The organism is Natronomonas sp. (assembly GCF_046710025.1).
Lineage (GTDB): Archaea > Halobacteriota > Halobacteria > Halobacteriales > Haloarculaceae > Natronomonas.
The window spans coordinates 1-5526 of sequence record NZ_JBKEGK010000173.1 but is presented as its reverse complement, the minus strand read 5'-3'; the positions used below and the strand labels follow the sequence as shown (position 1 = coordinate 5526).

Genomic DNA, 5526 nt, shown 5'->3' with positions numbered 1-5526 from the left:
GAGATCGCGCCGTTCGGACTCGTCACCGTTCGGACGCCCGAGGGCGAACAAAGCCTTCCCGAGGGGATCGCCCGGTCGATCGAGACGGCATCGGCGGCCGGAACCGAGGCGTGACACGGAGTATATAAGCAATCGGGGCGACGCGCAGCCTCGTATATATGCTCGCGTAACGGCCCCCACGCCGTGTCGACGGGACCGGAGCCGCGTCAGCCCGGATGGTTTTAGCTTGGTCGCGTAGCCTCGTATTTAAATATGGTTCTCCGATTTGAGGCCGTCCATGAGGTCGTCGACGAGTTCTTCGACGGACTCGTAGGGGAACGACTGCTGGCCGCTCGATTCCGCGTTGAGCTCCATCGCGGTCATCGAGAACTCGCCCGACTCGAACGTCGTACCGGGACCCTCCGGCAGCGCGGGAACGAGGTCCATCGGCCCCTCGACGGGGAATTCGGCGCCCTCGAATGCCTCTGTGAACTGCCGTCGGAGCTCGGCTTTGTCTACCATCGTGGCCCTGGCTATATCGCACACGTAGTTGAGTGTTCTGTTCCGGTCGATCCACGGTCTATCCCCGAGCGGCGGCGGCCGATTCGAACCGCGTCGGTGACCGTGGCCTGCATCGGCAACCGATTCAAACTTCGTTGGTGCCGTTGGCCCCACGTTGATACCGGGTGACCCGCATTTGATAGCGCTGGACCCACGTTGGCGACGACCGGATCCACTACCGATACTTATGTACTGCGAGGGACATCAATCGGTATGGACGACGAATCGACCTCCGGCGACGCGCCCAAAGGCGGCCGTGGGGCGTCGAGACCCCCGGAAGACTTACTCGCGATGCTGTTCCGTAGCGGACGTGTCAACGCGGTGGTCGCGTGGCCGTTCGTCGCCGTACTTGCGTTGACCCTCGCGGAGAGCCTCATCGATTTTGACCGGCTGTGGATCCTCTTTATAACCGTCACCGGGGCTATCGTCCTCGTCCCGCCGATCGCCCACCGCGACTGGCGGGTGATGCTTCCGTGGGAGGTGCTCGTGCTTGCGCTCGCGCCGATTCTGGTCCGTGGGCTCTTCGGCGGGGAGCTCGGGATATTCGCGTACTACTTCTCTGTCGCCGGGTTGGCGCTCGTGGTTACCGTCGAGTTACACATGTTCACGACGATGCGGATGACTCACTGGTTTGCCGTCGTGTTCGTCGTGATGACGACGCTGGCCTCGGCGGGGGTGTGGGCGGTCGCCCGGTGGAGCGCCGACCGTCTGCTCGGTACCGAGTTCCTCTCGAGTCCGACGACGACGGCGGACGCGGCCAACGCTGCGCTCATGACTGAGTTCCTTTGGGTCGCGCTCGCGGGGGTCGCCGCTGGCGTGCTTTTCGACGCGTACTTCAAGCGACGCGGGCGCCGTCTGGGAGGCCGCCTCCGGCGGGTGGTCCGACGATGACGCTGCTCCCACGCCCGTCGATGCGGACCCAGCGACGGCTCGCGAGAGGGATGCAGGCCGCGTTGGTCGCGCTCATCGGCTACGGCGTCGTGGCCGGCGAGCCGAAGGCGATCACGAACGGAACTATTTCGCTTCTGATCACATCGACCCCGGCGCTCCTCGAACGCAACTACCGCATCACGGTCGACCCCTGGCTCGGCCTCTGGGTCACGCTCGCCGTGTTTCTACACACTGCCGGATCTGCGGGGCTCTACGCCGTGGTTGGGTGGTGGGATCATCTGACACACGCTATGTCCGCCTCCCTCGTCGCGGGGGCCGGCTACACGTTCGCTCGGGCCGTCGACATCCACAGCGATCAGATCCGCCTGCCGCGGCAGTTCTTTTTCGTATATATAGTCGTCGTCGTGCTCGCGTTTGCCGTGGTGTGGGAGCTGTTCGAGTTCGGCCTCGATGTCGCCGCCGACGCGACGGGGGTCTCGATGCCGCTCGCTCAGCATGGCCTCGACGACACAGTCCGTGACCTCGTGTTCAATTCCGTGGGCGCGATCGCCGTCGCGGTGTTCGGACAGGCCCACCTGTCGGGGGTCACGGAGCGAGCGCTCGCGGCGGTCCGCGCCGACCCGGACGGGGAAGCTTGAAGCACACCGAACGCGAGTAATACGTATGGTTCGAGGACGGATTGCCGACTACCGCCGTCGAGTGTGTTCGGAGCTTGAGGCGGCCTTCAGCGAGGAACACCCGTCGGGCGACGTTGCCGGGAGCTTCGCAGTCGGGGTGTTCATCACCGCGTTGCCGACCCTCGGAACCGGCCTCCTCGTCTTTCTCGTGCTCGTCGCGCTCGTCGACCGGATCAGCAAGCTTGCGCTGTTCGCGTCCGTTGTCGTTCTCAATCCCGTCGTGAAATGGGGCGTCTACGCCGCGAGCTTCTCGCTCGGGTCGTTGCTTCTCGGGCCGGTTCCCGGAGCGACGCCAACCGAGCTATCGCTGTCGGCGGGGCCGGGGATCGTCTCCCGGCTGCTCGTTGGCAACCTCATTCTGGCGGTCGTATTAACCGTCGTCGGCTACGTCGTCGTTTTCCGGCTCGTCACGTCGTTTCGGGCGCGAGACGTCGAGGTCGGGGAGTTGCTTCCGGACGTCGGCTCGGAGTGAAACAGCCCGAAATGTGACGCCCGCCCAGAACGAATCAGGACGGACGGTCGTCAGTTCAGACTCTCGACGACGCCGTTCATCATTGTCGTCACGTCGTTCGCCTCGGCCTCCGCGACCTCCCGTGGATACACCCCGATGGCGACGAGGTGGTCGCCGGTCGTCTCGACGCTCTCGGTGATGTGGACGTTCACGTCGATGGAGACCCCGGCACCGAGTTCCGCGTCGGCCTCGAACAGCGATTCGGGGGTCGTCTGCCCGAGAACGGTGGCCTCGCCGTCCTCGACGTGTTCGGCGTTCTCGATCATCCCGAAGTCGGCCTCGATCAACTCGACGAGTTCCGTGGGCGACATCCCTCCGATCGGGTTGAATTCCCGCCCGGCGACCGATATCTGCGGGGACGTGAGCACGGTGAACGCGGCCGCCTGTACGGTACCGATCGGTACGAGATCGATCCCCTTCTCGTGTTCGGTGAGGTAGTTTCGGACTGTAACCTCCTCTGAGAGGCCGGCCTCGACCGTCCGCTCGACCACCTGTTCCTCGACGGCGGTCTGTTCGTATCCCGCCTCCTCGCGGGCCGCCGGATCCACGCCGGCCGGCGTCGCCTCGTGTTCGTCCATACCGGCAGCGCTCAGACAACCCGCGGCCGCCGAGGCCGCAACCCCCGCGGCGCCGGCGATGAATTTCCGTCGTCTCATACCCCGACGAGTATCTGGGGGGATATGCCTCTGTTGGCCGACATCCGAGACTCCGACAGTGGGGTAGACACAGTCGCAGAGTGGAACGGCCGCAGCCGGTATCAAAATTGAGGCGAGAATGCCTCCTCCTCAAGGAGCGATCACCGGACCGGGGCTTGCCTCCGGCCTCCGACGGTCTCAAGAACGCATCTTAGCGGTCTGCAGAGCGAGTTCGATGTGCTGTTTCGGGTCGGCGTCAACAGTCTGGCCGTGGCCGACGTACATCGTCGAGAGCGCGCTGTCGACGCTCGAAAGCAGGTACTCGAGGCTGTCGAGGAGCGCACCATGGTCGCCCTCTTCGAGATCGGTCCGGCCATAGCCGCCGTTGGCGAACACCAGATCGCCAGCGAACAGCGCCCCGGCGGCCGCCGAGTACAGACAGACGTGGTCGTTTTTATGCCCCGGCGTGTGGAGGACCTCGTAGCCCTCGTTGCCGATCTGGATCGTATCGCCGTCCGCGATCGCGTGGTCAACGAAGCCGCTGTCGGGGTCGAACCCCCAGATATCGACATCGAAGGCCTCGACGACCGATTCGAGGTTCCCGACGTGGTCGGGGTGGGTGTGGGTGAGCACGACTGCATCGAGCGCTCCGGTCGCCGCCTCGACTCGTTCGACCGCGTCGAAGCCGCTGCCCACGTCGACGAGGACGGTCCGCTCGCCGTCAACGAGAAAGGCATTGCTGGTGAACGACTGGACGCCGCGTGCGATGTTCCGGACGGTCGGCATGGGAGGAGATACCCGTGCCGGCCGCTTCCGTGTTTCTACTGCGGGCCGGTCCCCGGCGACGCCGCTCGACCGGAGGTGGGTATATGTCACGCCGGTTTCGGGCAGTAGTTATATATTGGTCTGTCCGCCCTGGAGACCGCCGACACGCACTGAGAGAGCGAGCGCGAGGCCGGCAGTCGCCGCAACGATGAGGAACGCGACGCCGACACCTGCAGCTTCGATGATGTAGCCGAAGGCGGGCGGCGCGACCGCGCCGCCGCCGGAGACGCCGAGCGTGATGAGCGCAAAGTTCTTGCCGACATCGCTGCGCTCGGAGGCCAGGTCGGTCAGCGTCGACCGGGCGGGCCGCGAAAGGTCGATCGTCGCCGCCAGCAACAGCACGATCGTAACCGCCGCCAGCGCCGGGAGAAGCCCGCTCGCGGCGATAGAGGCGAGGACAACGAGAGAGCCGTAGCCCGCGAACAACATCGCCATCGGGCCGGTCCGATCGGCGAGGTAGCCGCCACCGAGCAACACCACAGCCCCGACGATGAGCATCGCGCTCGTGACGGTGTTAGCGAGTTCCGGCGACAGCCCGTATCCCTGATCCAGAAGCGTCGCAGCGTACGCCCGGATGCCCCAGGCGGCGACGCTGTTGACGAACCACAGCGCGGTCAGGACTAACACGATGGGCGACCCCGCGAGCGTGCGGGCGTACCCTTGAAGCCGGCCGGGGACCGCCCGGAGCCGGTCTGCGAGTCGATGCCCGCCGATAGGGTCGTCCCCGGAGTCGGCGCGTGCCAGCGCCCCGGCGCGGGCGATCGACCGGGGGATCCGCCGGACGGCGAGGACCGTGCCAATAGCGTAGAGTGCCCCGAGAACCCCAACAGCGGCGAAGGCGTCGCGCCAGCCGCCGCCGAGCGCCAGGGCCGCCGGCACGGCTGCGAAGGGGACTGCGAGTCCCACCGCACCGGCGAAGCCGTGGACGCTATATGCCCTCGAGCGGTAGGCATCTGTCGTCGTTGCTGAGATGAGCGGATAGTGGGCGGGATGGTGGCCCGCGACGCCGAGTCCCATCACCGCCGCGGCGGCCAGTAGCCACTCGTAGGTCGGTGCAACCGCGGCCAACAAACAGCCAAGTGTGCCGAATGCAAGCGAGCCGACGAGCACCGCCGTGTGGCTATAGGCGTCGGAAACGTATCCAAGCGGGAGCTGCCCCGCGGTGACGACGACGTTGACAATCCCGAGCGCGAGCCCGACGGCCGCGAGCGAGACGCCGAATTCCTCGCGAAGCAGCGGAAACGCGGGGGCGAAAAGCAACAGGTAGGCGTGGTTGATAACGTGGGAACCGGCCACGAGTCCGATCACGAACGGTGCCGGTCGGCGTGTCACGGCGGGCGTTCGACACGGGTATATAAGTCGGTTCGGATCGCGTCCGGGGACCGTCAGAGCCGTCGCGGTTCGATGTACCGTATCAGTCGGCGCCGACGGCGACCCGGCCGGCGTC

7 protein-coding genes and 1 pseudogene are annotated in these 5526 nt (G+C 66.0%); 4 read left to right on the top strand and 4 right to left on the bottom strand.

The annotated features are described in order from the left end of the window. Nucleotides 1-114, top strand: a pseudogene (locus tag ACI944_RS11135) (metal-dependent transcriptional regulator); the annotation flags it as partial. 132 nt (nucleotides 115-246) lie between these two features. On the opposite strand, the gene ACI944_RS11130 reads toward ACI944_RS11135, so the two are convergent. After that, entirely contained in the window at nucleotides 247-501 is a 255-nt protein-coding gene (locus ACI944_RS11130) for an MTH865 family protein (RefSeq protein ID WP_411719126.1), read from the bottom strand. 252 nt (nucleotides 502-753) lie between these two features. Here ACI944_RS11130 and ACI944_RS11125 point away from each other — a divergent pair, with 252 nt between their 5' ends. The 3 genes from ACI944_RS11125 to ACI944_RS11115 are packed head-to-tail and all read left to right on the top strand — an operon-like array spanning nucleotide 754 to nucleotide 2580. After that, nucleotides 754-1431, top strand: coding sequence for a hypothetical protein (locus ACI944_RS11125; RefSeq protein ID WP_411719125.1), 678 nt, complete (start codon nucleotides 754-756; stop codon nucleotides 1429-1431). Beyond that, complete coding sequence (locus ACI944_RS11120; protein WP_411719124.1) at nucleotides 1428-2069, top strand: hypothetical protein; 642 nt, start codon at nucleotides 1428-1430, stop codon at nucleotides 2067-2069. The genes ACI944_RS11125 and ACI944_RS11120 overlap by 4 nt, the downstream gene beginning before the upstream one ends. 25 nt (nucleotides 2070-2094) lie before the next feature. Then, the gene (locus ACI944_RS11115) at nucleotides 2095-2580 is read left to right on the top strand and encodes a DUF2062 domain-containing protein (protein WP_411719123.1); all 486 of its coding nucleotides are present in this window, start codon (nucleotides 2095-2097) and stop codon (nucleotides 2578-2580) included. A 50-nt stretch (nucleotides 2581-2630) separates the two neighbouring features. On the opposite strand, the gene ACI944_RS11110 is transcribed toward ACI944_RS11115, so the two are convergent. From ACI944_RS11110 to ACI944_RS11100, 3 genes are all read right to left on the bottom strand, one after another. Next, a complete protein-coding gene (locus ACI944_RS11110) occupies nucleotides 2631-3275 on the bottom strand; it encodes a DUF6517 family protein (protein ID WP_411719122.1) in 645 nt (214 codons plus the stop codon). A 177-nt stretch (nucleotides 3276-3452) separates the two neighbouring features. Beyond that, the gene (locus ACI944_RS11105; protein ID WP_411719121.1) at nucleotides 3453-4040 is read right to left on the bottom strand and encodes an MBL fold metallo-hydrolase; all 588 of its coding nucleotides are present in this window, start codon (nucleotides 4038-4040) and stop codon (nucleotides 3453-3455) included. Between the two features lie 108 nt (nucleotides 4041-4148). Next, a complete protein-coding gene (locus tag ACI944_RS11100; protein ID WP_411719120.1) occupies nucleotides 4149-5411 on the bottom strand; it encodes an MFS transporter in 1263 nt (420 codons plus the stop codon). Nucleotides 5412-5526 lie beyond the last annotated feature (115 nt).